Source organism: Streptomyces sp. NPDC001851, assembly GCF_040297165.1.
Classification (GTDB): domain Bacteria; phylum Actinomycetota; class Actinomycetes; order Streptomycetales; family Streptomycetaceae; genus Streptomyces.
Window position 1 is genome coordinate 42,485 of record NZ_JBEOYR010000024.1, and the last position, 25,859, is coordinate 68,343.

24 protein-coding genes and 1 riboswitch are annotated in these 25,859 nt (G+C 72.6%); of the genes, 16 read left to right on the top strand and 8 right to left on the bottom strand.

Annotated elements, in window-relative coordinates; all coding sequences use genetic code 11:
* Nucleotides 1–2 precede the first annotated feature (2 nt).
* From ABT171_RS30310 to ABT171_RS30320, 3 genes are read left to right on the top strand one after another with little or no spacing between them, the layout of a single operon-like run.
* Nucleotides 3–2,360 (top strand): sensor histidine kinase, encoded by a 2,358-nt coding sequence (locus tag ABT171_RS30310; RefSeq protein WP_351249355.1) that lies wholly within the window; start codon nucleotides 3–5, stop codon nucleotides 2,358–2,360.
* Nucleotides 2,350–2,775 carry a roadblock/LC7 domain-containing protein gene (locus tag ABT171_RS30315; RefSeq protein ID WP_351249357.1) on the top strand — a complete coding sequence of 142 codons (426 nt, stop codon included), beginning with the start codon at nucleotides 2,350–2,352 and terminating at the stop codon, nucleotides 2,773–2,775. The genes ABT171_RS30310 and ABT171_RS30315 overlap by 11 nt, the downstream gene beginning before the upstream one ends.
* Nucleotides 2,776–2,783: 8 nt before the next feature.
* On the top strand, nucleotides 2,784–3,164 hold the full coding sequence (locus ABT171_RS30320) for a DUF742 domain-containing protein (protein WP_351249359.1): 381 nt from the start codon (nucleotides 2,784–2,786) through the stop codon (nucleotides 3,162–3,164).
* A gap of 28 nt (nucleotides 3,165–3,192) precedes the next feature.
* Here ABT171_RS30320 and ABT171_RS30325 read toward each other — a convergent pair whose 3' ends face one another.
* Nucleotides 3,193–3,744 carry a Repetin gene (locus ABT171_RS30325; protein ID WP_351249361.1) on the bottom strand — a complete coding sequence of 184 codons (552 nt, stop codon included), beginning with the start codon at nucleotides 3,742–3,744 and terminating at the stop codon, nucleotides 3,193–3,195.
* A gap of 323 nt (nucleotides 3,745–4,067) precedes the next feature.
* On the opposite strand from ABT171_RS30325, the gene ABT171_RS30330 reads away from it, so the two are divergent.
* Together ABT171_RS30330 and ABT171_RS30335 are read left to right on the top strand one after the other, a co-directional pair.
* Nucleotides 4,068–4,856, top strand: a complete 789-nt coding sequence (locus ABT171_RS30330) for a carbon-nitrogen hydrolase family protein (RefSeq protein ID WP_351249363.1) — start codon at nucleotides 4,068–4,070, stop codon at nucleotides 4,854–4,856.
* A 49-nt stretch (nucleotides 4,857–4,905) separates the two neighbouring features.
* Entirely contained in the window at nucleotides 4,906–6,603 is a 1,698-nt protein-coding gene (locus ABT171_RS30335; protein WP_351249365.1) for a flavin monoamine oxidase family protein, read from the top strand.
* Nucleotides 6,604–6,642: 39 nt separating this feature from the next.
* On the opposite strand, the gene ABT171_RS30340 is transcribed toward ABT171_RS30335, so the two are convergent.
* Both ABT171_RS30340 and ABT171_RS30345 read right to left on the bottom strand, forming a co-directional pair.
* Nucleotides 6,643–7,572 (bottom strand): LLM class F420-dependent oxidoreductase, encoded by a 930-nt coding sequence (locus ABT171_RS30340; RefSeq protein WP_351249367.1) that lies wholly within the window; start codon nucleotides 7,570–7,572, stop codon nucleotides 6,643–6,645.
* Nucleotides 7,573–7,669: 97 nt separating this feature from the next.
* Nucleotides 7,670–8,356 (bottom strand): DUF5995 family protein, encoded by a 687-nt coding sequence (locus ABT171_RS30345; RefSeq protein WP_351249369.1) that lies wholly within the window; start codon nucleotides 8,354–8,356, stop codon nucleotides 7,670–7,672.
* A 179-nt stretch (nucleotides 8,357–8,535) separates the two neighbouring features.
* Between ABT171_RS30345 and ABT171_RS30350 the strand changes: the two genes are divergently transcribed.
* On the top strand, nucleotides 8,536–9,657 hold the full coding sequence (locus ABT171_RS30350; protein WP_351249505.1) for a glycoside hydrolase family 6 protein: 1,122 nt from the start codon (nucleotides 8,536–8,538) through the stop codon (nucleotides 9,655–9,657).
* On the opposite strand, the gene ABT171_RS30355 is transcribed toward ABT171_RS30350, so the two are convergent.
* Nucleotides 9,630–11,024 (bottom strand): uracil-xanthine permease family protein, encoded by a 1,395-nt coding sequence (locus ABT171_RS30355; protein ID WP_351249371.1) that lies wholly within the window; start codon nucleotides 11,022–11,024, stop codon nucleotides 9,630–9,632. The genes ABT171_RS30350 and ABT171_RS30355 overlap by 28 nt on opposite strands.
* 86 nt (nucleotides 11,025–11,110) lie before the next feature.
* A complete protein-coding gene (locus ABT171_RS30360; RefSeq protein WP_351249373.1) occupies nucleotides 11,111–12,325 on the bottom strand; it encodes an MFS transporter in 1,215 nt (404 codons plus the stop codon).
* 98 nt (nucleotides 12,326–12,423) lie between these two features.
* Between ABT171_RS30360 and ABT171_RS30365 the strand changes: the two genes are divergently transcribed.
* Nucleotides 12,424–13,641 (top strand): ROK family transcriptional regulator, encoded by a 1,218-nt coding sequence (locus ABT171_RS30365; RefSeq protein WP_351249375.1) that lies wholly within the window; start codon nucleotides 12,424–12,426, stop codon nucleotides 13,639–13,641.
* Nucleotides 13,642–13,960: 319 nt separating this feature from the next.
* Here ABT171_RS30365 and ABT171_RS30370 read toward each other — a convergent pair whose 3' ends face one another.
* The gene (locus ABT171_RS30370; RefSeq protein ID WP_351249377.1) at nucleotides 13,961–14,704 is read right to left on the bottom strand and encodes an SDR family oxidoreductase; all 744 of its coding nucleotides are present in this window, start codon (nucleotides 14,702–14,704) and stop codon (nucleotides 13,961–13,963) included.
* 359 nt (nucleotides 14,705–15,063) lie between these two features.
* Nucleotides 15,064–15,194: riboswitch (FMN riboswitch) on the top strand.
* A 162-nt stretch (nucleotides 15,195–15,356) separates the two neighbouring features.
* On the opposite strand from ABT171_RS30370, the gene ABT171_RS30375 reads away from it, so the two are divergent.
* The 9 genes from ABT171_RS30375 to ABT171_RS30415 all read left to right on the top strand — a co-directional run bounded on the left by ABT171_RS30375 (nucleotide 15,357) and on the right by ABT171_RS30415 (nucleotide 22,707).
* Nucleotides 15,357–15,965 carry a riboflavin synthase gene (locus ABT171_RS30375; RefSeq protein ID WP_351249379.1) on the top strand — a complete coding sequence of 203 codons (609 nt, stop codon included), beginning with the start codon at nucleotides 15,357–15,359 and terminating at the stop codon, nucleotides 15,963–15,965.
* Nucleotides 15,962–16,603 carry a nicotinamide mononucleotide transporter family protein gene (locus ABT171_RS30380; protein ID WP_351249381.1) on the top strand — a complete coding sequence of 214 codons (642 nt, stop codon included), beginning with the start codon at nucleotides 15,962–15,964 and terminating at the stop codon, nucleotides 16,601–16,603. Before ABT171_RS30375 ends, ABT171_RS30380 begins: the two co-directional genes overlap by 4 nt.
* Complete coding sequence (locus tag ABT171_RS30385) at nucleotides 16,600–17,889, top strand: bifunctional 3,4-dihydroxy-2-butanone-4-phosphate synthase/GTP cyclohydrolase II (RefSeq protein WP_351249383.1); 1,290 nt, start codon at nucleotides 16,600–16,602, stop codon at nucleotides 17,887–17,889. The genes ABT171_RS30380 and ABT171_RS30385 overlap by 4 nt, the downstream gene beginning before the upstream one ends.
* Before the next feature lie 27 nt (nucleotides 17,890–17,916).
* Nucleotides 17,917–18,402 carry a 6,7-dimethyl-8-ribityllumazine synthase gene (ribH, locus tag ABT171_RS30390; RefSeq protein ID WP_351249385.1) on the top strand — a complete coding sequence of 162 codons (486 nt, stop codon included), beginning with the start codon at nucleotides 17,917–17,919 and terminating at the stop codon, nucleotides 18,400–18,402.
* 34 nt (nucleotides 18,403–18,436) lie between these two features.
* Nucleotides 18,437–18,709 (top strand): phosphoribosyl-ATP diphosphatase, encoded by a 273-nt coding sequence (locus tag ABT171_RS30395; protein WP_007491392.1) that lies wholly within the window; start codon nucleotides 18,437–18,439, stop codon nucleotides 18,707–18,709.
* Between the two features lie 50 nt (nucleotides 18,710–18,759).
* Nucleotides 18,760–19,608 (top strand): ATP phosphoribosyltransferase, encoded by an 849-nt coding sequence (gene hisG / locus ABT171_RS30400; RefSeq protein ID WP_351249387.1) that lies wholly within the window; start codon nucleotides 18,760–18,762, stop codon nucleotides 19,606–19,608.
* A 15-nt stretch (nucleotides 19,609–19,623) separates the two neighbouring features.
* Nucleotides 19,624–20,088 (top strand): PH domain-containing protein, encoded by a 465-nt coding sequence (locus ABT171_RS30405; RefSeq protein WP_351249389.1) that lies wholly within the window; start codon nucleotides 19,624–19,626, stop codon nucleotides 20,086–20,088.
* A 202-nt stretch (nucleotides 20,089–20,290) separates the two neighbouring features.
* Complete coding sequence (locus ABT171_RS30410; protein WP_351249391.1) at nucleotides 20,291–21,625, top strand: hemolysin family protein; 1,335 nt, start codon at nucleotides 20,291–20,293, stop codon at nucleotides 21,623–21,625.
* Complete coding sequence (locus ABT171_RS30415) at nucleotides 21,622–22,707, top strand: hemolysin family protein (RefSeq protein ID WP_351249393.1); 1,086 nt, start codon at nucleotides 21,622–21,624, stop codon at nucleotides 22,705–22,707. Before ABT171_RS30410 ends, ABT171_RS30415 begins: the two co-directional genes overlap by 4 nt.
* 105 nt (nucleotides 22,708–22,812) lie before the next feature.
* On the opposite strand, the gene ABT171_RS30420 is transcribed toward ABT171_RS30415, so the two are convergent.
* Both ABT171_RS30420 and ABT171_RS30425 read right to left on the bottom strand, forming a co-directional pair.
* The gene (locus ABT171_RS30420; RefSeq protein ID WP_351249395.1) at nucleotides 22,813–24,675 is read right to left on the bottom strand and encodes an AAA family ATPase; all 1,863 of its coding nucleotides are present in this window, start codon (nucleotides 24,673–24,675) and stop codon (nucleotides 22,813–22,815) included.
* A gap of 429 nt (nucleotides 24,676–25,104) precedes the next feature.
* Nucleotides 25,105–25,839: a uridine kinase family protein gene (locus ABT171_RS30425; RefSeq protein WP_503077173.1), complete on the bottom strand. Its 735-nt coding sequence runs from the start codon at nucleotides 25,837–25,839 to the stop codon at nucleotides 25,105–25,107.
* Between the last annotated feature and the right edge of the window lie 20 nt (nucleotides 25,840–25,859).

Consider the following 25,859-nt stretch of genomic DNA (forward strand, 5'->3'; position numbering starts at 1 on the left):
CCATGCGCTGGCCCCTCGGCCGTCCCACCACCGTCCGCGCGCGGATCGTGGCGCTCGCGCTCGCCCCGGCCGTCGCGCTGATGGGGCTGTGGAGCTTCGCCATGTGGTCCGTCACCGGCGAGACGCGCGCGCTGATCCGGCTCCAGGGGGTCTACGAGGACTTCGGCACGCCCGTGGACACCGCGATCGGGCAGATCCAGATCGAGCGCCGGATGTCCGCCGCCTACCTGGGGGGCCGCCTCGACACGGCCGCCGCGGGCGACCTGCTCGGGCAGCAGCGCCGCACCGACCGGGCCGTCGACGCCATGCGGCAGGCGGTCCGGGACGGCGACCGCGGCCGGCTCACGGCACGGCAGCGGCAGGCGCTGGACACCATGGTCACCGCCACCGGCAAGCTGGACGACCTGCGCGCACAGGTGCTGTCCCGGCACATCACCTGGGACCGCGCCGTGGACCGGTACAGCGCGCTCGTCGAGCCCGGCTTCGACGTGCAGTCCACCCTCACCGCCCTGCAGGCCGGACAGCTCGCCCGAGAGGCACAGGTCGTCATCGAGCTGGTGCGGGTACGGGAGTTCGTCTCGCGGGAGGACGCGCTGGTCGCCGGGGCGCGGGCGGCCGGCACACTGACCGACCGGCAGTACGACACCCTCGCCGCGACCATCGAGGACCGGCGCGTCTTCCAGCGGACGTACGTGCCGGACCTGCCCGGCGACTCGCGTGCGCTGTTCGAGCAGTTCCAGCGCGGCGACCTGTACGGCTCGCTGGCGCGCGGCGAGGACGCGCTGCTGCGGGCCGGGGCGGCCGGCGCCGGGAAGGCCGTCGCCGCGGACAGCTGGCGGTCCACCACCGACCGGGCCGTCAAGCGGTACATGCAGCTGTGCACGCGGTCCGCCGAGAACTCCGCCGTCCGCGGCCGGGCCTTCGCCTACCGGGAGCTGACCAAGGCGGCCGTCGTCGGCGTGGTCGGACTCGGCGCCGTCGGGTTCTCCCTGTGGCTCGCGGTGCGCGGTGCCCGGCGCATCTCACGGCGCCTGGAGACGCTGCGGGACGCGGCCGATGTCCTGACGAGGGAACAACTGCCCGAGGTCATGCGCCGGTTGAGCGCGGGCGAGGAGGTGGACGCGGTGGCGGAGGCGCCGCCGCTGGCCGCCGACGAGGTGCGTGACGACGAGATCGGCCAGGTCGGCCGGTCCTTCAACACCGCGCGGCTCGCCGCCGTCGAGGCCGCCGTCAGGCAGGCGACCCTGCGCCGCGGCCTGTTCGCGGTGCTGCTCAACATCGCCCGCCGCAACCAGGCCCTCGTCCACCGGCAGCTGAAGCTCGTCGACACCCTGGAACGGCGCACGGACGACCCCGACGTGCTCCGCGAGCTGTTCCGCATCGACCACCTGACCACACGCATGCGCCGGCACGCGGAGAGCCTGATCATCCTCTCCGGCGCCACGCCCGGCCGGCGCTGGCGCCGGCCCGTGCCGGTCGCGGACGTCGTCGCCTCGGCCGTCAGCGAGATCGAGGACTACGCGCGCGTGGTGGTGCCGCCGATGCCGGAGACGGGCGTCGCGGCGGACGCGGTCGCCGACGTGGTGCACCTGATCGCCGAACTGCTGGAGAACGCCACGGTGTTCTCGCCGCCGCACACGCAGGTCACCCTGCGGACCGGCCGGGCCGGCAGCGGGTTCGTGCTGGAGATCGACGACCGGGGGCTGGGCCTGGACGCCGACGCCCGCGCGCAGGCCCACCGCACCCTCACCGACCCCGACGCCTTCGACCCCACCCGCCACGACCGGCTCGGTCTCTACGTCGTCGGCCGCCTCGCCGCCCGGCACGGCATCGAGGTCACCCTGCGCGACTCGCCGTACGGCGGGACGACAGCGGTGGTGCTGCTGCCGCAGGGGGTGCTGGCGGAGGTGGAGCCGGTGGTGCCCGAGCCGCGAGAACAGGGGGCGGCGGTGCCCGAGCTGCCGTCCAGGAAGCGATCCGCTGCGCGGGCCGGGCAGGAGAGCCCACCCGCGGCGGAGCCGCCGGCACCCACCCGGCTCACGCCCGTGCCCGCGCCGGGCCCGGCGGCCGGGCCCGCCCTGCCCACCCGGATCCGGCAGGCGTCTCTCGCACCGCAGCTGCGGGAGGAGCCGCCGGCCAGGGAGAACACGGAGAGGGCACCGGAGGCCGACGCCGAGGAGATGCGCGCGGTCTTCGGCGCGTTCCAGCGGGGCCTGGACCGCGGCCGCAGAGGCCTGCCGGCGACCGACGGGGCTGACCGCGGCTCCGGCGCCACACCCGACCACCCATCCGCACCCGACCATGCGGAGCCTCCCCTCATCGACACCCACGAAGGGACGGACACCGACGATGCCCGGTGACGAACAGGGGCCCGAGCAGCCCGCCGACCCCAGCGGAGCACTCGACTGGCTGCTGGACGACCTCGTGGCGCGCACCGACCACGTCCGCCAGGCCGTCCTGCTGACCGCCGACGGCCTCCCCCTCAGCAGCTCGGAGGGGATGCGCCGGCGGGACATCGAGCATCTGGCCGCCGTCTGCTCCGGCTTCCACGGCCTCGCCCGGTCCGCGGGCGAGCGGTTCGCGGCGGGCCGGGTGCGGCAGACCATGGTGATGCTCGACGACGCCTACCTCTTCATCACCCCGGCCGGTCACGGCAGCCGGCTCGCCGTGCTCAGCGAGGCCCGCACCGATGTCGGCCAGCTCGCCCACGAGATGGCCCTGCTCGTCCGCCGCCTCGGCCGCCACCTGGACGCGGCCACTCGCGATCCCGGCTGATCCCGCACGTGAGCGACGAGCACTGGTACGAGGACGAGACCGGGTCGATGGTGCGCCCCTACACGGTGACCCACGGCCGCACCCGGCCCTCGGGCGCGCACGCCATCGACCTGATGTCCCGGGTCACCGCGCTGGACGCCGACGCGCCGGGACCGGACGTCGACCACGCCCGGGCCGCGCTGCTCGACCTGATCCGGCGCGGCCCGCGTCCCGTCGTGGAGCTGGCCGCGGACGCCGATCTGCCCCTGACCGTGCTGCGGGTCCTGCTCGGCGACCTGGCCGAGGCGGGCCTGATCCGCATCGACGAGCCGCGCCGCCTCCCGGCCGGCGGCCCGACCGCCGACCCTGGGCTGCTGCGGGAGATCGTGCAGCGCCTGCGGGAGATCTAGCGGCACTGCCCGTCGGCGAGTGGGGGCACTAGAGCTTCGGCTGCCAGGGCACGACCTTGAAGTCACCCGTGCCCTGCTTCACCTTCTCGAACGGGGCCGACGACACACACGGCGGCAGGTCCTCGGTGTCCCTGGGGCTGCCGACCGCCGCCCAGCTGTAGCCGAGGCGGTCGTGCCGGCCGAGGTCGTGGACCGTGATGCCGACCCGCTTGCCCTTCGCCCCCGGCAGGTCGGACGCGGTGATCACACCGGAGACGACGGCGACCTGGCCGCCGGTGACCAGGCAGTCGACCTTGGCCTTGGCCCAGGCCCCCTGACCGTGCAGGTAGTGGCTGAACTCGAAGGTGCCGGTGGCCTTGCGCGGGTTCATGTTGTCCTTCCGCGCCAGATGCGCGTCGAAGCTGAAGGTGATGTCGTCCCCGGCCGACCGGTACAGCTTGGCCGTACCGGTGAGGGAGGCGGCCTCCCGCTGGGGGTGGTGCGCCCCGCCGCCCGAGGCCAGCGCCGCCCCGGCCGTTCCGGCGGTGATCAGCAGGGCGGTGGTGAGGGTGACGGCGGCGATCTTCGTACGACGCTTCATGACGGTCCTTTCCGCAGGTCAAGCGCGTGAACTGAACGATCACCACTCTCCCGGCCACGGGCCGCCCGCACATCGCTCCCCGGTCGGGACCCGGCCTCCCCCGTCCGGCGGGGAACCTCCTGAACGACCTGCGCCTCGGGAAGGACCGGAACCGGGGACCCAGCGCGTGCAACGAATCGCCGCCACGCCCCCCTTCCACGCAACGAACCGCGCACAGGCGCGCAACGGCTCCTTCTTGTCCGGTCGAGCGCGCCGACCGTACCTTCTTCATGGCCCCAGAACTTCCGGCCACCCACAAAGACCTCTTTCCGGTGAGGACCCGCATGCGCACCGCCCTGCTCCAGAGCTCCGGCCGCCCCGGCTCGATCGTCGAGAACCTCAAGGTCCTCGACGAGGCCGCGGGCCGTGCCGCCGCCGCGGGCGCCGTGCTGCTCGCCGCACCGGAGATGTTCCTGACCGGGTACGCCATCGGTGACGACATCGGCCGCCTCGCCGAGCCCGCCGACGGCGACTCCGCCGACGCCATCGCGGACATGGCCACCCGGCACGGCATCGCGATCGCCTACGGCTACCCGGAGCGCGACGGCGAGACCGTCTACAACTCCGCCCAGCTGATCTCCGCCGACGGCACCCGTCTCGCGAACTACCGCAAGACCCACCTCTTCGGCTGCGCCGAGCGCGAGCACTTCACCCCGGGCGAGCAGTCGCTCGTCCAGGCCCGCCTGGGCGGCCTGACCGTCGGCATCATGATCTGCTACGACGTCGAGTTCCCGGAGAACGCCCGCGCCCACGCCCTGGCCGGCACCGACCTGCTCGTCGTGCCGACGGCGAACATGCACCCGTTCCAGTTCGTCGCCGAGGCCATGGTGCCGGTGCGTGCCTGGGAGAACCAGATGTACGTCGCGTACGTCAACCGGATCGGCCACGAGGGCGAGTTCGAGTTCTTCGGGCTCTCCGCCCTCGCAGGGCCCGACGGCATCGCCCGTACCCGCGCCGGCCGCGGTGAGGAACTGGTGCTCGCCGATGTCGACCCGGCCTTCCTGGCCGCCTCCCGTGAGGCGAACCCGTATCTGAAGGACCGCCGCCCCGGTCTGTACGGGTCCCTCGTCTGAACCCCCCAGCCTCCCCCCGAGTCACCCCCGCGCAAGGAGTCCGTACCCCATGACGTCCACGGTGCCCAACGCCGTCGAGCACACCGACGAGCAGCAGCCGCCGATCACCATGTTCGGCCCGGACTTCCCCTACGCCTACGACGACTTCCTCGCCCACCCGGCGGGCCTCGGCCAGATACCCGCGACCGAGCACGGCACCGAGGTCGCGGTCATCGGCGGCGGGCTGTCCGGCATCGTGGCCGCGTACGAGCTGATGAAGATGGGCCTCAAGCCCGTCGTCTACGAGGCCGACCAGATCGGCGGCCGGCTGCGCACGGTCGGCTTCGAGGGCTGCGACGAGTCGCTGACCGCCGAGATGGGCGCGATGCGCTTCCCGCCGTCCTCCACCGCCCTGCAGCACTACATCGACATGGTCGGCCTGGAGACCAGGCCCTTCCCGAACCCGCTGGCCGAGGCCACCCCCTCGACCGTCGTGGACCTCAAGGGCGAGTCGCACTACGCCGAGACCATCGACGACCTGCCCCAGGTGTACCGGGACGTCGCCGAGGCGTGGAACAAGTGCCTCGAAGAGGGCGCCGACTTCTCCGACATGAACCGCGCCATGCGCGAGCGGGACGTCCCGCGCATCCGCGAGATCTGGGCCAAGCTCGTCGAGAAGCTCGACAACCAGACCTTCTACGGTTTCCTCTGCGACTCCGAGGCCTTCAAGTCCTTCCGGCACCGCGAGATCTTCGGCCAGGTCGGCTTCGGCACCGGCGGCTGGGACACCGACTTCCCGAACTCCATCCTGGAGATCCTCCGCGTCGTCTACACCGAGGCCGACGACCACCACCGCGGCATCGTCGGCGGCTCCCAGCAGCTGCCGCTGCGCCTGTGGGAGCGCGAGCCGGAGAAGATCGTCCACTGGCCGTACGGCACCTCGCTGAAGTCCCTGCACGTGGACGGCGAGCCGCGCCCGGCCGTGACCCGGCTGCACCGCACCGCGGGCAACCAGATCACCGTGACGGACGCGAACGGCGACATCCGCACCTACAAGGCGGCCATCTTCACCGCCCAGTCCTGGATGCTGCTGTCCAAGATCGCGTGTGACGACTCGCTGTTCCCGATCGACCACTGGACCGCCATCGAGCGGACCCACTACATGGAGAGCTCCAAGCTCTTCGTCCCGGTCGACCGGCCGTTCTGGCTGGACAAGGACGAGGAGACCGGCCGGGACGTCATGTCGATGACGCTCACCGACCGCATGACCCGCGGCACCTACCTGCTGGACGACGGCCCGGACAAGCCCGCCGTCATCTGCCTGTCCTACACCTGGTGCGACGACAGCCTGAAGTGGCTGCCGCTGTCCGCGAACGAGCGGATGGAGGTCATGCTGAAGTCACTCGGCGAGATCTACCCGAAGGTCGACATCCGGAAGCACATCATCGGCAACCCGGTGACGGTCTCCTGGGAGAACGAGCCCTACTTCATGGGCGCGTTCAAGGCCAACCTGCCCGGCCACTACCGCTACCAGCGGCGCCTGTTCACCCACTTCATGCAGGAGAGGCTGCCCGAGGACAAGCGGGGCATCTTCCTCGCCGGCGACGACATCTCCTGGACGGCCGGCTGGGCCGAGGGCGCCGTCCAGACCGCCCTGAACGCGGTCTGGGGTGTCATGCACCACTTCGGCGGCCAGACCGACCCGGCCAACCCCGGCCCGGGTGATGTGTACGACGAGATCGCCCCCGTGGAGCTGCCCGAGGACTGATTCAGAAGCGAGCAAGGACCAAGGCGCGGACGGCCGGACTCAGACTCCGGCCGCCCGCGCCTTTTCAAACACCTCGGCGGCGATGTCCTTCAGCTCCTGCGCGTCGCGCTGGGTGGCCTGCAGGTCGATGAGGATCTCGTCCAGGCCGATCCCGGCGTGCCGGACCAGGTCCTCGACGATCTGGTCGGTGCTGCCCTGGAAGGCCCGGCGGTCGTCGCCCTCGTACGGCTTGGCCGAGTGGGCCGTGTTCACCCGCAGGACCGTCTGGATCGGCTGCTGCCGGCCGCGTTCGGCGGCCAGGTCCTGCAACTCGGCCCACTGGGCGGCGATCTGCTCCACGCCCATGCCGACGGGCAGCCAGCCGTCGGCGTGGTCGACCAGCCGGCGCTGTGCCCGCTTTCCGCTCGCCGCCAGCAGGACCGGGATCGGCCGGGCCGGTTTGGGGCCGACCACCGCCGAGGCGATCTTCGTGATCCGGCCGTCGTACACCACCGGGTCCGGGCCCCACACCGCCCGGCACACGTCGATCAGCTCGTCCAGCACCTGGCCGCGCTCCTCGAAGGGCCGCACCCCCGAGGCCGCGTACTCGTCGTGGGACCAGCCGGTGCCGAAGCCGGCGAGCACCCGGCCGCCGCTCGCCGCGTCCAGCGTGGCGAGGGCCTTGGCGAGCTGGAAGGGCTGATGCAGCGGTGCCACCAGCACGCTGGTGCCCAGCCGGACGCGTTCGGTGGCGGCGGCCGCGAGGGTGAGGGTCACCAGCGGCTCGGCGACGCCACGGTAGGAGTCCGGCCAGGGCAGGCCGGGGATGCCGTACAGGCCCTGGGTGGCGGGCTCCGCGAACAGGGCGCGTTCGTACACCCAGAGGCTGTCGTATCCGATCCGCTCGGCCGTGCGTGCCACGTCGGACACGTCCTTGCCGAGGTCGTACTGCCGATTCTGCGGGAGGCCGAGTCCGAGTCGGGTCGCCATGCGCGTGAACTCCTTCGCGATCGGTTGCCGGTTCAACCTACAGACGGCGCAGCGGAGTTCCGGGAGGCCCGGCGAAGGTTGGCCGGATCCGCCCCGTTCAGTCGCCGTACGGCGTCAGCAGCATCCGCCCCGCGAACCCCACCGCCGCGTCCAGCCGTTCGGTGAACTCCTCGGCCACGTCGCCGCAGTGGCGCAGCGCCCACAGGGCCCGTACCGCCGCCCAGGCCGCGTCACGGGCCCGCTCCAGGCTCCAGGAGCCCAGCAGATGGGTGAGCGGGTCGGCGATCTGCAGCAGGTCGGGGCCCGGCATCAGGTCCTCGCGGACGCGCTCCTCCAGCGAGACGAGGATCTCGCCCACGCGGTCGAACTCGTCCTCCAACTCGGCCGGTTCGCAGCCGAGCGTACGACAGGCGTCCACCACGGCGAGCGCGAGATCGTGCCCGATGTGCGCGTTGATGCCCGCCAGCGCGAACTGCAGCGGCCGTACCCCGGGATGGCGGCGGAGCTGGAACAGCGGACGCCAGCAGGCGGGTGCCCGGAGGCCCCCGGCCGTCGCGTCGACCGCCGCCAGGTACCGCTCGGCGAACCGCACGTCCAGCGCGATCGCCGCCCGTGGATCCGGGAACTCCCCGGCGCCCAGACGCCGGTCGACCTCCTCGGTGACGGTGAGGTAGACGCGGTTGAACACGGCGACCCCGTCCCGCTCGGGCAGGGCCGCGTCCAGGGCGCGCATCCGGGAGACGACCGCGTCGACGGGAGTGGTGAGGTGTTCCAACTGCGTCATGCGGGAAGGGTCCCAGCCCTGGGCCGACGGGCGTGCCGACCGGCCCGGTGCTTCGCCGGAACGGGGGAACGGACGGCGAGCCGCGGATGCGAGGGGGGAACGGCACCGTGTCAGGCTTACGTACCCGGCGTCTCGCCGAGCGCCGGGCCGCGCGCAGGCGCGCCGTGCGGCGCGGGCTGATGGTGGTGGCGGCCTCGGTGGTGACCGCGGTCGGCTCGGTCACCGGGGTGGTGTCGGCGCTCGACTCCGGCCTCGGCGCCGCCCGGTCCCGCGCCGAGGCCACCCGGGCGGCGCCCGTGCCCGGGTCGGCCGCGCCTTCCCCGGACAGGGCCGCCACCAGGACGCCGACGCCGACGCCGACGCCGAAGCCGACGCCGACTCCGCCGGGCACGCCCACCCCCACCCCGGCCGGGAGAGAGCGGCGGGCCGTCCCCGTGCCACCGCTCCTGTACCGCCACCCCGGCTCCCAGGTGCTGGACTGGGTCCGCGCCCACCCCGCGGATCCGCGTGCCGACGTCATAGCCGCCCGGATCGCCGACCGGCCGGCCGCGGTGTGGTTCACCGACCCCGATCCGGACACCGTCACCGCCCGGGTGCGGTCGGTCACCGCGGACGCGGCGGCGCGGGGCCGGGTCCCGGTGCTCGTGCCGTACGCGATCCCGGACCGGGACTGCGGCGGTGCCTCCCGGGGCGGCGCGCCGGACCTCGCGGCCTACGACACCTGGATCGGCGCCTTCGCGCGGGGGCTCGGCCCGGACGAGGTGGTGATCGTCCTGGAACCGGACTCGATCGCTCAGTCGGACTGTCTGCCGGAGGCCGGCCGCGCGGCCAGGTTCGCCTCGCTGGCCCGTGCCGGGCGGGTGCTGAAGGCCGCCGATCCCAAGGCGCGCGTCTACTACGACGCCGGCCACTCCGGCTGGCACCCGCCGGCCGAGCAGGCCGCCCTGCTGCGCCAGGCGGGAGCGGCGGACGCCGACGGTGTCTTCAGCAACGTCTCCAACTTCCGCAGCACGGCCGACGAGATCGCCTACGACCGTCAGGTCCTCGACGCGCTCGGCGGCCCGGCGGGCCTCGGCGCGGTGATCGACACCAGCCGCAACGGCAACGGCGCCCCGCCGGACGGCCAGTGGTGCGACCCGGCCGGCCGGAAGCTCGGCCGGGCCCCGACCCTGGACACCGGCGAGGCCCGGATCGACGCCTATCTGTGGGTCAAGCTGCCGGGGGAGTCCGACGGCTGCCGGGGCGCGGCCGGTACGTTCACGCCGTCCTACGCCTACGACTTGGCGCGCGGAGCCTCCTGAGCGTCGTAGCTGGACGTGCCCTCGTCCAGCAGCGGCTGCTGCTGCTTCAGATGGGCCGGGGCGAAGGCGCGCAGCGCGTGGTAGCCGGTGATGACGACCACGGTGCCGAGGGCGATGCCGCTGAGCGAGAAGGTGCTGGTGAACTTCATGCTGACGTTGCCGACGCCGATGATGATGCCCGCGGCGGCCGGCACCAGGTTCAGCGGGTTGCGCAGGTCCACCTTGGCGTGCAGCCAGATCTGCGCGCCGAGCAGGCCGATCATGCCGTAGAGGATCACGGTGATGCCGCCGAGGACGCCGCCCGGGATCGCGGCCACGACCGCGCCGAACTTCGGGCAGACACCGAAGAGCAGGGCGAAGCCGGCCGCTGCCCAGTAGGCGGCGGTGGAGTAGACGCGGGTCGCGGCCATCACGCCGATGTTCTCGGAGTAGGTGGTGTTCGGTGGGCCGCCCACCGCGGTGGACAGCACGGATGCGACGCCGTCCGCCGAGATCGCCGTACCGAGCTTGTCGTCCAGCGGGTCGCCGGTCATCTCGCCGACCGCCTTGACGTGCCCCGCGTTCTCCGCGACCAGGGCGATCACGACCGGCAGCGCGACCAGGACGGCCGACCACTGGAAGGACGGCCCGTGGAAGTGCGGCAGGCCGATCCAGTCGGCCTTGGAGACACCGGAGAGGTCGAGGCGCCAGTGGTCGGTGACCTGGCCGCTCGGGCTCATCGAGTGGATCCTGCCGAAGATCCGGTCGAAGGCCCACGAGATGCCGTACCCGAAGACCAGCCCGAGGAAGATCGCGATGCGGGACCAGAAGCCGCGCAGGCAGACCACGGCCAGGCCCGTGAACAGCATGACCAGCAGGGCCGTCCACTGGTCCTGGGGCCAGTAGGTGGAGGCGGTCACCGGTGCCAGGTTGAAGCCGATCAGCATGACCACCGCGCCGGTGACGATCGGCGGCATGGCCGCGTGGATGATCCGCGCCCCGAAGCGCTGCACGGCGAGGCCCACCAGGAACAGCGCGACGCCGACCACGAGGACCGCGCCGGTCACCGTGGCACTCGTACCGCCCTGCGCGCGGATGACGGCGGCCACGCCCACGAAGGACAGGGAGCAGCCCAGATAGCTCGGCACCCGGCCGCGGGTGGCGAGCAGGAAGATCGCGGTCGCGACGCCGGACATCATGATCGCGAGGTTGGGATCCAGCCCCATCAGTACCGGGGCGACGAAGGATGCGCCGAACATCGCGACCACGTGCTGGGCGCCCAGGCCCACCGTGCGGGGCCAGGAGAGCCGTTCATCGGGGCGTACCACCGCTCCGGGCGCGGGCGTGCGCCCGTCACCGTGCAGTTTCCAGCGCACGCCGAGGTCCATGGTGGTTTCGCTTTCTTACGTACGAGAAGGGGTTCCGAACTATTGTCCGGGTAACGGCGGCCCTCCGCTCGCACGCGGCCCTGCGCTCAGGGCCGTGGGCCGGGAACCGGTGCGGCCTGCGGACTGATCCGCTTCCGGCCGCCGCGCTCCGCCGTGCGCAGCACCCCCGCGAACACCGCGAGCCCGCACGCCAGCGCCGTCACCACACAGAACGACACCACCAGGCTGGTCGCCTGGGCCACCCCGCCGATCAGGCTCGGCGCGATCAGCCCCGAGGTGTAGATGATCGTCGCGACGCCGGCTATGGCCTGGCTCGGGTTCGGCCCGGCGTGCCCGGCCGCCGCGAAGCACAGCGGGACGACCACCGCGATGCCGAGCCCGGTCAGCGCGAACCCGCCCATCGCCACCGCCGGATGACCGGCGACGACGATCAGCAGACCACCCAGCACGGCCAGGACGCCGCCGGCCCGTACGGTGCGGACCGCGCCGAAACGGTTCACCACCGCGTCCCCGGCGATCCGGGCCACCGCCATCGTCAGCATGAAGCCGGTCGTGCAGGCCGCCGCCACCCCGGCCGAGCTGTCCAGCCGGTCCCGCAGGAACACCGCCGACCAGTCCAGGCTCGCGCCCTCCGCGAACACCGCGCAGAAGCCGACCGTGCCGATCAGCAGCGCCGAGCGCGGCGGCAGCGCGAACCGCGGCGGCGGCTCCTCCTCCCCGGCGGGCTGCAGATCCAGCACCCAGGCGCAGACCCCCAGGCCGAGCACGGTGAGCACGGCGGCGGTGAGCGTGAAGTGCAGCCGGGCGTCCGAGCCGAGGTGGGCCGCGAGCGTGCCGGCCGCCGAGCCGGTCAGCGCACCCGCGCTCCACATACCGTGCAGCCCCGACATGATCGACTTGCCGAGCAGCCGCTCGACCTCGACACCGAGCGCGTTCATCGCCACGTCGGCCATGCCCGAGCTCGCGCCGTAGGCGAACATCGCCAGGCACAGGGTGGCGAGGTCCGGCGCGAGCGACGGCAGGACCAGGGAGAGGGTCCACAGGGCGAGCAGCCCGCGCAGGGCCGTACGGCTGCCGAAGCGATGGCTGATCCGTCCCGCCAGCGGCATCGCGCACGAGGCGCCGAGCGCCGTGAAGGCCAGTGCGAACCCCAACTGGCCCGAGCTCAGCGAGGCGTGGTCCTGGATCCACGGCACCCGCGTGGCGAACGTGCCCGTCACGGCGCCGTGCACGGCGAACACGGCCGCCACGGCGTACCGGGCGCGCCGGACCTCGTCACGTGTGAACGCCACGTCACCCATGTTCCAGCCCCTCCCCGAGCATTACCCTGCGTCACGCGGCGTAAATTATCAGGGACCCTGCCTGATAGATAGATGGCCGATCTGGGAGGCTTCCCGTCATGCCCGCATCACCCAGCACCGCCCGGGCCATCAACGACCGCGTGGCCCTGCGGCTGTTGCAGCAGGAAGGCCCGCTCACCGCAGGGCAGTTGAAGCAGTTGACGGGCCTGTCCCGGCCGACGGTCGCCGACCTCGTGGCACGGCTCACCACCGCCGGGCTGATCACGGTCGTCGGCGAGTCCGGCGAACAGCGCCGCGGCCCCAACGCCCGGCTGTACGGCATCGTCGCCGACCGGGCCCACCTGGCCGCGCTCGACGTCCGCACCGGGGGTGTCGGGGTGCTGGTCTCCGACCTGGTCGGGCGGGTGCGCGCCGAGGCCTCCGTGCCGATCGGCGGGGACACCGGCACCGGACCCGCCGTGGAGCAGGCCGTGGCCGCGGTGGAGCGGACCGCGACGGAGGCCGGAGCGGACCGGCTGCACACCGTCGGCATCGGCGCACCCGGCCTCATCGACCCGGCCACCGGCGATCTCCGCGACTCCGGCGGCCTGCCCGCCTGGCACCGCAGCCTGGCCGCCGCCCTGCAGCAACGGCTGCCCGGAGCCCGCGTCACCGTGGAGAACGAGACCAACCTCGCCGCCCTGGCCGAGCAGCGCGAGGGCGCCGCGCGGGACCGGGACACCTTCGTCCTGCTCTGGCTGGGCCACGGCGTCGGCGCGGCGGTCGTCCTCGACGGCAGACTCCGCCGCGGCGCCTCGGGCGGCACGGGCGAGATCGGCTTCCTGCCGGTCCCGGGCACCGTCTCACTGCCCTCGGCGAGCGACTGCGACGGAGGGTTCCACTCGCTGGCGGGTGCCGCGGCGATCGGCACCCTGGCCGCGGAGTGCGGCCTGCCGGTACCGGCCGCCATGGACGGACCGGGCGCGGCGCGCGTGGTCCGGCGGGCCGCGGCGGAGGCGGCGGAGGAGGACTCCGCCGCGCCGCACGCCGCCGCCGAACGCCCCGCCGGCCGGTTTCTCCACGCCCTGGCCGACCGGATCGCCCTCGGGGCCGCGTCCGTGGTGGCCGTGCTCGACCCCGGCTGCGTCGTGCTCGGCGGCGAGGCCGGCCAGGCCGGCGGCGCGCTCCTCGCGGGTCTCGTGGAGGACCGGCTCCGCCGTATGTCGCCCCTGCCCACCGAGGTCCGCGCAAGCACCCTCGGCGGCACGGCGGTGCTGCGCGGAGCCCTGCTGACCGCCAGGGACCGCGCCCAGGAGGACCTGTTCGCGCGGCCCTAGGGCCCTGTCGTCCTCGCCAGGCGGTTTCGGCGCACGGGGCCCTTCCGCCCGGCCCGGGCGTGCGGGGCCCCGCGACCCCGGGCAGGATCCGGAAGCGCGGCCCCGGCGCCGCCGCACGGGTGAACCGGCCGCCCCGTCGCTCCGTCAGCCGCCGAACCGATGTTCCAGGTGCTCCTCGAACGTCGTCCTCGTCAGGCGGTTTCGGCGCACGGGGCCCTTCCGCCCGGCCCGGGCGTGCGGGGCCCCGCGACCCCGGGCAGGATCCGGAAGCGCGGCCCCGGCGTCGCCGCACGGGTGAACCGGCCGCCCCGTTGCTCCCTCAGCCGCCGAACCGATGCTCCAGGTGTTCCTCGAACGTCGTCCTCCCCACCGCCCGTTCCGGCGTCAGCAGACCGCCCGCGCGGACGGCGCGATAGGTCCCGCCGAACAGCGGCACCCGGGCCACCGCACGGCGCCGGCCGGTCGCGCGGAGGTAGGAGCGGGCCAGGGAGTCCAGGGTCCGTACCTCGGGGCCGCCCATGTCCGCCACCCGCCCGGCCGGACCGGCGAGCGCCAGCCCGGCCAGCCGGTCCGCGACTTCGGCCACCTCCACCGGCTGGTCCGGCACCCCGGCCGGGACGAGCAGGACGGGCGCCTTGGCCAGTCCGCCCAGGACCGAGACGAGCAGGTCATGGAACTGGGTCGTGCGCAGGATGGTCCAGCCGAGCCCCGACGCCTCGATCAGCCGCTCCACGGCCAGCTTGGTCCGGTAGTAGCCGAGCGGCACCCGGTCGACCCCGACGATGGAGATGTAGACCAGATGGCCCAGTCCGGCCCGCCGCGCCGCCGCGACGAGATGCTCGGCCGCCTTCTCGTCCCCGCCCCGCTGGCTGCTCGCGCAGTGCACCACGGTCTCCACACCGGCGAGCGCGGCGTCGAGCCCGCTGCCGCCCGCGCGCAGATCGACGGCGTACGGCTGTGCGTGCCGGCTGAGCACCCGCACCTCGCGCCCGTCCGCCCGCAGCCGTCGCGTCACGCACCGGCCGAGCGTGCCGGTTCCGCCGGTGACCAGGATCGTGGTCATGCTGTGTGTGTCCCTCCGGACTCCGGGCACCCCCCTTCGAGGCACCCTCCTTCCGATGGGACGGCGCGGACCTCGGTGAATGTGACATGCCCCGGCTGGTCCGGCCCGGCGCGGCGGCAGTCGGCGGCGGCCCGGCGGCGGGCAAGGGCCGTCGTCACCGCCGCCGGACCCGTCCGCACCCTAAAAGGACTAGACCAGAACGGTCAATGGTCTGGTCCAGGTCAAACGACCTCGTCCGCCCGCCAGTTGTCCGGCGTGACTGCGCGGCGCAAGGCCGGTGACACGCGCTGTGAGGGAGCCCACACCGCACACCTGTCTGGACGGCGGCCCGGCATGGCACACTGGCCCTGTACCAGAAGCAGCGCACTCCGGGGTCGGTGAAAGTCCGAACCGGCGGTTACAGTCCGCGACCCGGTCGCTTCCAGCGGCCGGTTGACCAGGTGAAATTCCTGGACCGACGGTTAAAGTCCGGATGGGAGGCAGTGCGCGGCGGGCGGGCATGCGTTGTTCCGTGTGCGCGCCGCCGTATCTGGGCGCGCCCCCGCGTGGACGCGTCCGTTCCGGCGACGCCCCGGTGTGTGCTCACCCGTAGATTCTGTCGTCATCGACAGGCCCCGGAGTCCGTGCCCGAAGAGGCAGGAGGACCCGGGAAGTGTTCACCGGAATCGTCGAAGAGCTGGGTGAGGTCACCGCCGTCGAGAACCTCGGCGACGCCTCCCGCTTCCGGCTCCGTGGCCCCGTCGTGACCGAGGGCGCGCAGCACGGCGACTCCATCGCCGTGAACGGGGTCTGTCTCACCGTCGTGGAGCACGAGGGCGACGAGTTCACCGCCGACGTGATGGCGGAGACCCTGAAGCGTTCCAGCCTCGGTGCGCTCACCGTCGGCTCCCGCGTCAACCTCGAACGCCCCACCGCCGTCGGCGCGCGCCTCGGCGGGCACATCGTGCAGGGCCATGTCGACGGCACCGGCCAGGTGCTGGCGCGCACTCCCTCCGAGAACTGGGAGATCGTCAAGATCTCGCTCCCGGCGGACCTCTCCCGCTACGTCGTCGAGAAGGGCTCCATCACCGTCGACGGCATCAGCCTCACCGTCGTCGAGGCCGGCCCCGACCACTTCACCGTCAGCCTCATCCCGACCACCCTCGGCCTGACCACGCTCGGCGTGAAGCAGCCCGGCGACCCGGTCAACCTGGAGGTCGACGTCATCGCCAAGTACGTCGAGCGGCTCCTCGGCGACCGCGCCCAGGGAGCCACCAAGTGAACTGGCTGAACTCCGAGGCCTTCACCCTCTTCGGCCAGCACATCATCTGGTCGGACATGGCCGGCAACATCCTCGGCCTGATCACCCTCGCCCTCGGCTGGCGCCGCTCCCTGTGGACCTGGCCCGTGCAGTTCCTCTCCGGCCTCGTCCTCTTCGCCGCCTTCTACGGCCATCTGACCGGCAGCGCCGGCAAGCAGGTCGTCGTCATGGCCGTGGCCCTGTACGGCTGGTGGCAGTGGCAGCGCACCAAGGACCGGTCCACGGACGGCCACATCACCCCCCGGTTCGCCACCTGGCGCGAGCGCACGGCGATGCTCGGCGCGGCCGCCGCCGGGACCGTCGCGGTCGCCCTGCTCTTCACGGCCTACCCGTCCCTGTCCTGGGACCCCTGGCCCGACGCCTACATCTTCGTCGGCACCCTCGTCGCCATGTACGCCCAGGCCAAGGGCATGGTCGAGTTCTGGATCGCCTGGCTGCTCGTCGACCTCGTCGGCGTCCCCCTCAACTTCGCCAACGGCTACGCCTTCTCCGGTTTCGTCTACGTCATCTACGGCGCACTCGTCCTGTGGGGCATGCGCGACTGGTGGCTGCGCTCCCGCAGGAGCCCGCAGCCCGTCCTGGAAGGAGCGCCGGCATGACCTCGGCACCGCTGCTGTACGACACCGCCGACCTTGAGGAGTTCCGCCTCGACCCCGTCGAGCGCGCCATCGCCGACATCGCGGCCGGCCGCCCGGTCGTCGTCGTGGACGACGAGGACCGGGAGAACGAGGGCGACCTCGTCATCGCGGCCGAACACGCCACCCCCGAGATCGTCGCGTTCATGATGAGCGAATGCCGGGGACTCATCTGCGCCCCCATGGAGCCCGAGGAGCTCGACCGGCTCCAGCTGCCGCAGATGGTCCAGGACAACACCGAGTCGATGAAGACCGCGTTCACCGTCTCCGTGGACGCCTCCGCCGCCCACGGCGTGACCACCGGCATCTCGGCCGCCGACCGTGCCACCACGCTCCAGCTGCTGGCCGGCGGCACCGCCGAGCCCACCGACTTCGTCCGCCCCGGCCACGTCTTCCCGCTGCGCGCCAGGCCCGGCGGGGTCCTGGTCCGCAACGGCCACACCGAGGCCGCCGTCGACCTCGCCCGGCTCGCGGGCCTGCGCCCGGCCGGTGCCATCGTGGAGATCGCCGGCGAGGACGGCCGTATGCTGCGGCTGCCCGAGCTGATCCCGTTCGCCCGCAAGCACGGGCTGTCGATCATCTCCATCGAGGACCTGATCGCCTACCGCCGCGGCAGCGAGCCCACCGTCCGCCGCGAGGCCGAGACCCGCCTGCCCACCGCGCACGGCACCTTCACCGCCTACGGCTACCGGTCCACCGTCGACGGCGTCGAGCACGTGGCCCTCGTGCACGGCGAGATCGGCGCCGGCGAGGACGTCCTGGTCCGCGTCCACTCCGAATGCCTCACCGGGGACGTCTTCTCGTCCCTGCGCTGCGACTGCGGCCCCCAGCTGGACACCGCCCTCGAACGGATCCAGGCCGAGGGCAGGGGAGTGGTGGTCTACCTGCGCGGCCACGAGGGGCGCGGCATCGGACTGCTCTCCAAGCTGCGGGCGTACGAACTCCAGGAGCGGGGCCGCGACACCCTCGACGCCAACCTCGAACTCGGGCTGCCCGCCGACGCCCGCGACTACGGCGCCGGCGCGCAGATCCTCGCCGACCTCGGTGTGCGCAGCGTCCGCCTGATGACCAACAACCCCGAGAAGACCGACGCACTGCTGCGCCACGGCCTCAAGGTCAGCAGCCGTGAGCCGATGCCGATCGAGGCGGGCGAGCACAACCTCCGCTACCTGCGCACCAAGCGGGACCGGATGGGGCACGACCTGCCCTGGCTGGACACACCTGCCGTATCCACCTGCGGCAATCAGTAAGCAAGCGAGAAAGCACTTAGGAGAGACGTGAGCGGCAAGGGTGCACCGGAACTGTCCGTACGCAACGCGAGCGACCTCAGGGTCGCCGTCATCGCGGCGCAGTGGCACGAGAAGGTGATGGACGGTCTGGTGAACGGCGCCCTGCGCGCCCTGCACGACCTGGGCATCGACGAGCCGACCCTGATCCGGGTCCCCGGCAGCTTCGAACTTCCGGTCGCCGCCAAGGTGCTGGCCGGGCGCGGCTACGACGCCGTGGTCGCCCTCGGTGTCGTCATCCGCGGCGGCACCCCTCACTTCGACTACGTGTGCCAGGGAGTCACCCAGGGCCTCACCCAGGTCAGCGTCGAGACCGGCGTCCCCGTTGGCTTCGGCGTGCTCACCTGCGACACCGAGGAGCAGGCCCTGGACCGGGCCGGCATCGAGGGCTCCACCGAGGACAAGGGCCACGAGGCGGTGACGGCCGCCGTGGCGACAGCGGCCACGCTCCGCTCAGTATCTGAACCCTGGCACTGAGGTACGGACCGAACCGCGTAGGGTGGGCACCACCATGTCCAAGAAGACGTTCGAGGAGCTCTTCACCGAGCTCCAGCACAAGGCCGCCCACGGCGATCCCGCCACCTCCCGCACCGCAGAGCTGGTCGGCAAGGGTGTCCATGCCATCGGCAAGAAGGTCGTCGAAGAGGCCGCCGAGGTCTGGATGGCCGCCGAGTACGAGGGCAAGGAGGCGGCCGCCGAGGAGATCTCGCAGCTGCTGTACCACGTCCAGGTGATGATGGTCGCCCGCGGGATCTCCCTGGACGACGTCTACGCCCACCTCTGAGCCGTACCCGCACACAGTCCCGTAGAGAACGAGCAAAGGAAGCCGACCTCATGCTGCGCATCGCCGTCCCCAACAAGGGTTCACTGTCCGGCCCTGCGGCGGAGATGCTGCATGAGGCCGGCTACCAGCAGCGCCGGGAGTCCAAGGAGCTGCGGATCGTCGACCCGGAGAACGAGGTCGAGTTCTTCTACCTCCGCCCCCGCGACATCGCGATCTACGTCGCCTCCGGCCGCCTCGACCTGGGCGTCACCGGCCGCGACCTGCTGATCGACTCCGGCGCCGACGCCGAGGAGATCCTGCCGCTCGGCTTCGCCCGCTCGACGTTCCGCTTCGCCGCCAAGCCGGGCACCGCGAACGGCATCGAGGACCTGAAGGGCAGGACGGTCGCCACGTCGTACGAGGGGATCGTGGCGGGGCACCTCGCCGACAGCGGCGTCGACGCCTCCGTCGTCCACCTGGACGGCGCCGTCGAGACCGCCATCGAGCTGGGCGTCGCCGAGGTCATCGCCGACGTCGTGGAGACCGGCACCAGCCTGCGCAACGCGGGCCTGGAGGTCTTCGGCGAGCCGATCATGAAGTCCGAGGCCATCGTCATCCGCCGCACCGGCGCCGACGGCGAGGAACCGAAGGTCCAGCAGTTCCTGCGCCGCCTCCAGGGCGTCCTGGTCGCGCGGACCTACGTGATGATGGACTACGACTGCCGCGTCGAGCAGCTGGAGAAGGCCGTCGCGCTCACCCCCGGGCTGGAGTCCCCGACCGTCTCCCCACTGCACAACGAGGGCTGGGTCGCCGTCCGCGCCATGGTCCCCGCCAAGGAGGCGCAGCGGATCATGGACGACCTCTACTCCATCGGTGCCCGCGCCATCCTCACCACGGCCATCCACGCCTGCCGCCTGTAAGGGGTACGCACCGCGATGTCCGACACTCCCACCCTCCCCTCGCTTCCCGTCACCTTCCGGCCGGGCCACACCCGGGCCATCCTGCTCACCGCCGGTGTCGCGATCTTCCTGACCATCTCCGGGGTCGCCCTGCTGCTGGAGCAGCTGGGCCCGGGGGAGCGGGCCAGCTTCGTCGTCACCGGGGCGCTGATCTTCTGGGTGCTGGCCCAGCTGGCCCGGGTGAAGGTCGTCGCCGACGAGTCCGGCGTCACCGTGGTGAACATCGCCAGCAAACGGCGCCTGGACTGGGCGGAGATCCTTCAGGTGAACCTCCGTCCGGGCGACCCGTGGGTGTTCCTCAACCTCAGCGACGGCACCAGCCTGCCCGCGCTCGGCATCCAGCCGGGCCTCGCCAAGCAGCGTGCCATCGCCGACGCCAAGGCGCTGCGAGCCCTCGCCGAAGCCCGCTCCACGACCCACCCGGTCGAAGATCAGGGCTGACTCGGGGGCGCCCACCCTGCCCGAGTGGCCCCTGTCTTGATTAATCTGGTGGCGGAGGCCTCTTCGCTGCGCCTCCGCCCCTGCGTGCCGCCCGGTGCCAGGGGTTCCTGCTACCCGAGGAGTGACTCCCTCCAGCGATGGACGGATCGTCCTGTAGTACCTGCGCCGCCCCGACCCGACATACCGGGAAGGCGGTGGCAGCGTGACCATCCCCCTGCTGCTCCTCGGAGCGGCCTTCCTGCTCATCCTCGCCAACGGCTTCTTCGTGGCCGCGGAATTCGGCCTGGTGACGGTCGAGGCGACGGACGCCGAGAAGGCCGCCGCCGAGGGCGACCGACGGGCCCGTAGGGTCGCCGAGTCGCTCAAGGAGCTGTCCTTCCAGCTCTCCGGCACCCAGCTCGGCATCACCATCACCTCGCTGGTCGTCGGCATGCTCGCCGAACCGGCGCTGGCCCGGCTGCTGCACGGCCCGTTCGCCGCGCTCGGCATCCCCGGCGGAGCCGTCTCCGGCGTCGCCGTGGTCGTCGGCATGCTGCTGGCCTCCGCGATCCAGATGGTGATCGGCGAACTCGTGCCCAAGAACTGGGCGGTGTCCAAGCCGCTGCAGGTCGCGCGGTTCGTGGCCGGCCCGCAGCACCACTTCTCCCGCCTGTTCCGCCCGGTGATCGCCGCGCTCAACACGGTCGCCAACCGGCTGGTGCGCGCGCTCGGCGTCGAGCCCGCCGACGAACTGGCCTCCGCCCGCACCCCGGGCGAACTCGTCTCCCTGGCCCGCCACTCCGCCCAGGCCGGCGCCCTGGAACAGGACACGGCCGACCTGTTCGTCCGCACCCTGTCCCTGGGCGAGCTGACCGCGCAGCACGTCATGACCCCGCGCGTGAAGGTCAGTGCCCTGCAGGACACGGCCACCGCCGAGGACGTCGTCAACCTCACCCGGGCCACCGGCCTGTCCCGCTTCCCCGTCTACCGGGAGAAGATCGACGACGTCGTCGGCATGGCCCACCTCAAGGACGCGCTGGCGGTCCCCGTGCAGGACCGGCTGCGCACCCCGGTCGGCCGGATCGCCCGCAAGGCGCTCCTCGTCCCCGAGACCCTGCCCGTCCAGCCGCTCCTCGCGCGACTGCGCAGCGAGCAGCCGATCGCGGTCGTCGTCGACGAGTACGGCGGCACGGCTGGCGTGGTCACCCTGGAGGACATCGTCGAGGAACTCGTCGGCGAGGTCCGCGACGAGCACGACGCCAAGGACGTGCCCGAGCTGCTCCCGGCCCCGCCCGAGGACGGCAGTCCCGCCTGGGACGTGGACGGCAGCTGCCGCGTCGACATCCTGCAGCGCATAGGCCTCGACGTGCCCGAGGGGCCGTACGAGACGGTCGCCGGACTGGTCGCCGACCTGCTCGGCCGGATCCCTGCCCCCGGCGACCGCGCCGAACTGCCCGGCTGGCGGCTCTCGGTCCGCCAGGTCGGCCACTACCGCGCCGAACGGGTCCGCCTGGTCAGGACGGTCCCGGCGGTCAACGTGGTGGAGGCCGTGCGATGAGCGTCCTCCAACTGGTCTTCGCCGCGCTGCTCGTGCTCGCCAACGGCTTCTTCGTCGGCGCCGAGTTCGCGCTGGTCTCCGTCCGCCGCAGCCAGATCGAACCGCTCGGCACCGCCCGCGCCCGCCAGGTGCTGTACGGCCTGGAGCGGCTGCCGCAGATGATGGCCGCGGCCCAGTTCGGCATCACCGTCTGCTCCCTGACGCTGGGCGCGGTGGCCGAGCCGACGGTGGCGCGGCTGCTGGAACCGGTGTTCGCGGCGGTGCACCTGCCCGACGGCGTGATCCATCCGCTCGGCTATGTGATCGCGTTGGCCGCGGTGGTCTTCTTCCACCTGGTCATCGGCGAGATGGTGCCGAAGAACCTGGCGATGGCCGCCCCCGAGAAGGCGGCGCTCTGGCTGAGCCCGGGCCTGGTCTACTTCGCCCGCCTGTGCAAGCCGATCACGGCGTCCCTCGGCGCCTGCGCCCAGGCCGTCCTGCGGCTCTTCCGGGTCGAGCCCAAGGACGAGGTGGAGGCCGTGGTCACCAGCGAGCAGCTCAACCGTCTGCTGGAGGACTCCGGCCAGGCGGGCCTGCTCGGCCCCGAGGAGCGGGAACGCCTGGAGGACGCGCTGGAACTGGGCTCCCGTCCGGTGACGGACGTCCTGCTGCGCCGGGAGTCGCTGGTCACGGTGAACCCGGCGGTCACCCCGGGACAGATCGTCGAGCTCACGGCCCGTACGGGGTACTCCCGCTTCCCGGTCGCCGCGACGGACAAGGGCCCCTTCATGGGGTACGTCCACGTCAAGGACGTCCTGGACCTGGAGGACTCCGACCGTGCGGTGCCGCAGCACGTGTGGCGCCCCATGGCGACCCTGCGGGCCGAGCTGCCGCTCGACGACGCGCTGACGGTGATGCGCCGGGCGGCCACGCACTTGGCCCAGGTCGCCGACGCGTCCGGCAAGGTGCTGGGGCTCGTCGCCCTGGAGGACGTGCTGGAGATGCTGGTCGGTGAGGTGCGGGATCCGGCGCACCGAGAGATGCCCGACGTGAGACTGACGGAGCCCAGGGTGAGCGGGGAGCCTGAGGGAGCGCTCGCCTAGGACCTCGGACGGTGGCGGGGAGCCGTGCGGCTGCCGGTGCGTCGTGGCTGGTCGCGCGGTTTCCCGCGCCCCTGGGGAAGCCGACCGGCCGCAGCCCACCGGCACCTACAGGGCCGACGGATCCTGAGGGCCCCGGCCCGACAGCACCTCCCCGTACGCCTGCATCAGGTCGGGCAACCGCAGCGTCGCCAGGTCCTCCCGGGACAGGGAACCCGCATACGTCGACAGCCGCAGATCCCGGTACGCACAGCTCTTCTCGTACAGCGTCCGCAGGAACCGCCCGTTCCCCAACTCGTCGATCCACCCCTGATCGACCACGTGCGCGGCGATCGAGCGCAGCTCCTCCAGCGCCTCCTCGTCCCACACGTCCCCGTTCTCGGAGGCCAGCACCTTGCCGATCTCGGTGAGTTCCAGCGGCCGGTAGGAGGGGAAGTCGACCCGGGTCGTGAAGCGGGAGGACAGCCCGGGGTTCGCGGCCAGCAGGCGGTCCATGCCCTCCGGGTAGCCGGCGAGGATCACCACCAGGTGGTCCCGGTTGTCCTCCGCCCGCTTCAGCAGCACCTGCAAGGCCTCGTCGCCGTACGCGTCGCCCTTGCCGTAGCCCGAGTTGGACAGCGAGTACGCCTCGTCCACGAACAGCACTCCGCCGATCGCGGAGTCGATCAGCTCGTTGGCCTTCACGGCCGTCTGCCCGAGGTACTCGCCGACCAGGTCGGCCCGCTGCGCCTCGACCAGGTGGTCACCGCCGAGCAGCCCGAGGGCGTAGAAGACCCGGCCGAGGATCCGGGCCACCGTCGTCTTCCCGGTCCCCGACGGCCCCGAGAAGACGAAGTGCCGTTTCGGCGGCTGCACCGGCAGCCCCTGCCCGGCCCGCAGCCGGGCCATGTTCAACTGCGCGGACAACGCCTTGACCTGGCGTTTCACCGGCTCCAGCCCCACCATGCGCTCCAGCTCGGCGAGCGCCTGGGCCAACAGGGCGGGATCGGTCGGTCCGGCGGGGAGCGGCGAGGACGCGACCCCCGTCTTCGTCCGCACCGCCGGATCGGTCACCGAAGGCAGGGGCCCCGTCGGCAGGTCCGGCTCCGGCAGCCGCAGATCCCGGCCCTCGGTGCCGAAGACCGGGTCGTACCCGTCCGGGCCGTCCACGCTGTCCTGTCCGGCACCCGTCAGGGTGATCGCGGCGAGGTCGGCGGTGTCGTCGTACCCGTCGCCCTCGGCGATCGCCGCGAGCCGCGCCGAGGTGTCCATGAACGCCGGGTCGACGCGGTGCACGGCCCGGTACAGGGGGAGCGCCGCGGCGCTGCGGCCCGTGCCCTCGTGCGCCCGGGCCAGCCAGTAGCGCAGCTCCTTGCGCTGCGGCTGCTCACTGCGGCAGCGCATCAGCGCCGCCGACAGCAGCGGCTCGGCCTGGCCGTACATCTCCAGCCGGACCCGCGCCATGCCGCCGAACAGGCCCGCCTCGATGCCGAGCATGGGATCGTCCAGCAGCGGGTCGGTGTGCCGTACCAGCTGGTCCCAGTCCTTCACCAGATAGGAGCGGCAGGCGTGCAGAAAGCGGACCTGGGGGTCGGCGTCGACCGGGGGCAGTCCGGCGAGGGCGCGGTCCAGCTCGGGCACGTGCCGGCCGTCCAGCCAGTGCGAGGCGTGCGCCAGCAGCAGATCACGCGGGCTCTCCAGCACCGGTTGCACCCACCAGCCCAGCCAGTACCAGGAGTTGAGGGTACGGCGGTGCCGGGCGCGCTGTTCGCCGAAGCGGTCGCGGTGCCGGAACATCCTGAGCAGCGAGGTCGTCGTGTCGACCCGGAGCGCGTGCAGTCCGAGCCAGCCGTCCGCCATCCCCGGGTCCATCCGCACCGCGGTGCGGAACTCCTCCTCCGCCTGCGGATAGGCGCCCATGGTGTAGGCGTCCACCCCCCGCAGCCAGGCCAGGTCGGCGGGGGCCTCGGGGCCCTGCGTGCCGAAGTCCATCCCGTCCCCCCACAGACCGTGCCCCCGTGGTTCACCACCGGGCAGTCGCCCGACGGCCGCCGCGCATCGAACCGCCGTGCCCCGGACCGGAGTTACCCGGGCGCGAGGCAGCCGCGAAGGTCGCACCGAGGGCATCGTACCCGCGTGCAGACCGCGTGCCGAAGGGTGCCGCGCAGGCCGTTTGACGAGGTGGGAGCAGACGGGGCGCACAGGGCTTCGTGACCGAGGGTGAGCGGATCGGTGCGCCGGGCGGCCGGAAAAGCGTCCGCGGGCAGAACGAAGCCCCCGATCACGGGGGAACAACCGGGGGCTTCGCGTCTGGGAGCGGCTCCGAAAGGCCGCACATTGAGAACGTAAGACCTGTACGGCCCCCGGGTCAAGCCGAGTTGAGGCCTTCGGGGAAGTTCGTCCGCACGGGTCTTCACATCTTCACCACGACGCGGAGGGTCCGTCACTCTGGGTCATGCTCTGGTCCGACCCAGGGGTTGACGCCGGCCCCGGCAGCACCTCATACCCCTCGGGTGTCTGGTGCACCAGAAGATCCGCATGGGGGCGCGAGGGGTCCACGGCGAAGTGCGCGCGCTCCGCCGCCACCCAGCCGTCCCAGAACTCCCTCTGCTCCGCCCCGTCCCGCAGCCGGCCGCGCGTCCAGGACTCCTCCCGGGGCAGCTCCATCCACAGCAGCAGGGCCAGGTGCGGCCGCAGCGCCCGGCGGCCCGCGCCGACACCCTCGACCAGGACCACCGGCGCCGCCGGCAGCGGGCGGGGCGCGGTGAACGTACGGGTCCGCCAGTCGTACGGCGTGTAGTGCCCGCTCTCGCCGCGGGCGAGCGGCTGGATCACCTGGGTCATGAGCCGGTCGGTCCACTCGAAGAGCTGCTCGTGGCTGGCGATGTCGTCCAGATGCAGTACCGGAGCCCCGCCGAGCGCCGCGGCCAGGTGCCCGGCGAAGGTGGACTTTCCCGAGCCGGCGTGCCCGTCGACGCCGATCAGCCGGACCGGCCCGACGGAGGGGGGAAGCCCGCGCAGCCGGGCGGCGAGGTCGCGAATGATGGTTCCCCGGTGTGGGTCGGTGTGGGCGGTTTTCCGGAAACAGTGTAGTAGCACCCATAGCGGCCGGACCGCCGAGGCCGCCGCACCCGAAAACGTCTGGGTTTGAATCATCGGCTGGCAGCCAGCCAATG